Origin of the sequence: Paenibacillus ihuae, from assembly GCF_001368795.1 — a bacterium.
Lineage (GTDB): Bacteria > Bacillota > Bacilli > Paenibacillales > Paenibacillaceae > Paenibacillus_AQ > Paenibacillus_AQ ihuae.
Window position 1 is genome coordinate 3,110,657 of sequence record NZ_LN831198.1, and the last position, 3,236, is coordinate 3,113,892.

Annotated in this window: 4 protein-coding genes; all 4 read right to left on the reverse strand. The window is 51.7% G+C overall.

What is annotated here, in order from left to right:
* Positions 1-1,203, reverse strand: a 1,203-nt coding sequence (locus tag AQR02_RS31965) for a DNA translocase FtsK 4TM domain-containing protein (RefSeq protein ID WP_187388784.1), incomplete at its 3' end; no start/stop codon positions are given.
* 89 nt (positions 1,204-1,292) lie between these two features.
* Positions 1,293-1,508 carry a YlzJ-like family protein gene (locus AQR02_RS14125; protein ID WP_054941031.1) on the reverse strand — a complete coding sequence of 72 codons (216 nt, stop codon included), beginning with the start codon at positions 1,506-1,508 and terminating at the stop codon, positions 1,293-1,295.
* Positions 1,505-2,263, reverse strand: coding sequence for a ClpP family protease (locus AQR02_RS14130; RefSeq protein ID WP_082451963.1), 759 nt, complete (start codon positions 2,261-2,263; stop codon positions 1,505-1,507). The genes AQR02_RS14125 and AQR02_RS14130 overlap by 4 nt, the downstream gene beginning before the upstream one ends.
* A 271-nt stretch (positions 2,264-2,534) precedes the next feature.
* Positions 2,535-3,236, reverse strand: a 702-nt coding sequence (locus AQR02_RS14135) for a ribonuclease J (protein WP_148449160.1), incomplete at its 5' end; no start/stop codon positions are given.

Below are 3,236 nucleotides of genomic sequence, written 5' to 3' on the forward strand. Positions count from 1 at the left end.
AACCGGTCCGCCACTCTCAGCCGTTGCAAGCAGCCCGTCAAGCTCAACCGTCACATCCTCCTCCGGAACCTCACCGGAAGCAGGCTGAACTGTTGCCGGACTTCCCTGCATCCCAGGACTACGGCTGCCGCTGCGGGCGGCTGGAGAGAATTCGCCCCACTCATCCCGTTCCTCTTCGCTTAAGCCTTCTGAACGGATATGTTCGAAGAAGTCACGGATAATAGGGGTAACCGGCTCCAGATCATCCTCCGGAAATTCGGGCCCGAGATCATCGGAATGAGCTTGTCTTCTGTCCGATTCCAGTCCCGTAATAATCGGAAGACCAGGCGAACCTGAACCGGACAAAAGAATATCGGATGACTCGTCCTCCTGATCATCTTCACCGTGATTCTCAGTCCGGGAAGTCCCGCTAAGCCAGCCTCCGATTCTCTGGAAGAACAGCGGCTGGCTCCTTCTAGGCAGTGACGGCTCTTCTTCTTCGTCCTCCTCCTCATCAGCCGCAGGCGGCGGTACCGATGCTCTGCCGGTTCTGGAAGAACGGGGCGTAACCGGAACCGCAGCCGGACGGTTAGCGGCCTTCAGCCTTATGCCTTCCACCAGCTTCACCGAACGGATCCGCAGTAGCGCAAACAGCTCGACATAGGAAAGATTCGTGACAAGCATGAAGCTGATTGCCAGCATCACGATCATGATCAGCTTGGCACCCAATGTCCCGAAGAGCCACAGCAGCGCCGCGAACTCCAGTGCCCCGATGTAGCCCCCGCTGATGTCCTTGCCCAGCATATAAACGCCGCTGTCGCTGGATCCAGGCTTCAGTGCCCCGGAAAGATCATTATGTATTTGCGACAGTACATTGCCGGGATGCAGCATCGATATGGGTCCCAGCTTCTGCTGCATGGCTGAAATCGAGCTCATAAGGCATAATGACAGCACAAGCAGCACTGCCCCAGTATAGCGGCTGTTCCAGCCGGACGGCCATTTTCGGTGGATCATAACCATCAGACCATAAATAATGCCGAACAGCGGCAGCACAAAATAAAATCTGCCCAGCAGATATCCTGCCATACTGGACAGAGAACGCCCAACAGCCGCTTCGCCCGATAAGGCTATTACGGAAATCGTAATAAGCATAATACCGTAAATCTCATATTTTAAAACGCTGCCGAGCAGCGCTTTTTTCTTTTTCTTTTTCCGTTTAGCCACGCCAGCCACCCCCGGCAACATTATACCATATAATGGCGTGGCGTACCTATGTTCTCTTTTGTCAAAAAATACATCTTTTTGGTTATCCGTTATTTACTAAAATCTATGACTGTTCCAGGAGCAAAAGCCGGATCAAGATACTTGTCTAAGGGACACCCAAGCAGTCTTACAATCCGTGCCTGGCCGCTCTCAAGCTGCTCAACTTGCATTAACATTCCCTGAATGGTCACTTCCATCGTCGGCTGAGCAGTGCTGATAGCCCCCTCGAAAATCTGCTCCAGCGGCAGCACTGTGTAGAAGGTCATTGAGTCAGCCCTCCCTGCATCAGCTCACCGGATACATTTGAAGCAGACATGCCGGCAATCATAGTATTAAGATGTGATAGCGCAGCCCCTATCCCTCCGACCTCATCCATTAAGCCGTACTTAACGGCATCAGAACCTCCAACTGCGGTACCGATATCGCGGTTAAGCTCACCGGTTTTGAACATCAGATCCTTAAATTGCTGTTCACTGATCCGGGAATGAGAGGTGACAAACCGGACCATCCGTTCCTGCATCCGCTCCATATATTCAAACGTCTGCGGTACACCGATCACCAGCCCGTTCATGCGGATCGGATGAATCGTCATCGTCGCGCTTTCAGCAATGATCGAATAGCTTGAGGCTACAGCGATTGGCACACCGATGCTATGACCGCCGCCGATAACCACAGTAACTGTTGGCTTGGATAAAGAAGCTATCATCTCAGCAATTGCCAGCCCTGCCTCTACATCGCCCCCGACTGTATTGAGAATGATCAGAAGGCCTTTGATATTCTTGTTCTGCTCCGCCGCAACGAGCTGAGGAATGATGTGCTCATATTTGGTGGTCTTATTATGTGGCGGCAGCACGAAATGCCCTTCGATCTGGCCGATAATTGTCATGCAGAAAATATCCGGTTCCCCGCTTGGGACCACCGTCTGCCCCAATTCTTTCAGTACTCCGACTGTTCCGGGAAGAATTGGTTCTTGAGAGGCAGGTTTTACCTCCTCCGGCTGAATTCCCTCGTTATTGCTCATATTTGATCCATACGTATATTCCAATGCAGCTCACCCTTTCCGCTTGCAGCTTCTAGCCGCTGCAGCCAGCCATACTAACTTTTCTTAGTATGACATTCTGAGGGACCCCCTTATGCAGACACCCCCAATAAAATGTCCGCCTGAACGCCGTCTTGAATTACCTGATTTCAATAATGTACCAAAAAGCCCCTCCGCCCCAGGAAACCGTCCAATATTTCCGGGGTGAAGGGGCTTTTAAGCCCTGCTATTTATGTTTTGAGAAGCAAGCTTCTTACACTTCCATGATAATTGGCAAAATCATCGGTCTGCGGCGTGTCTGTTCATACAGGAAACGGCCGAGCGAATCTTTTACGCTTGTTTTGAGCGAAGCCCATTCATTGACCTTCTCGCTCATCAGGCGCTGAAGCGTGCCGGAAACAATCCGGTTAGCTTCATCCAGGAGCCCTTCGGACTCACGGACATATACAAAGCCGCGGGAGATGATATCCGGTCCGGATACAATGGCTCCGTTCTGCTTGCTTAGCGTTACAACAACCACGAGGATACCGTCCTGAGACAGCAGCTTACGGTCACGCAATACGATATTACCTACATCGCCTACACCCAGACCGTCGATCAGCACGTTGCCTGCTGTAACCTTACCGGCTCTGCGCGCTGCTCCGCCCTGAATTTCAACAATTTCACCAATTTCTGTGATGAAAATATTGCTGGATTCTACCCCTACGGATTCTGCCAGCAGTGCATGTCTGCGCTGCATCCGGTATTCACCGTGGATCGGAATGAAGTATTTCGGCTTCATCAGGTTGAGCATCAGCTTGAGCTCTTCCTGGCTGCCGTGACCGGATACGTGAACACCGGAATTGGATCCGCTATAAATGACGTTAGCGCCTAGCCGGAACAGTTCATCAATTGTACGGCCGACATATTTCTCATTGCCCGGAACCGGAGTTGCCGCAATGATAACAGTGTCGCC

Bases quoted from the DNA above. Each gene is read 5' to 3' on its own strand.
- AQR02_RS14125 (WP_054941031.1), bottom strand. From the start codon at position 1,508: ATGACCTTCTACACAGTGCTGCCGCTGGAGCAGATTTTCGAGGGGGCT.
- AQR02_RS14130 (WP_082451963.1), bottom strand. From the start codon at position 2,263: ATGAGCAATAACGAGGGAATTCAGCCGGAGGAGGTAAAACCTGCCTCT.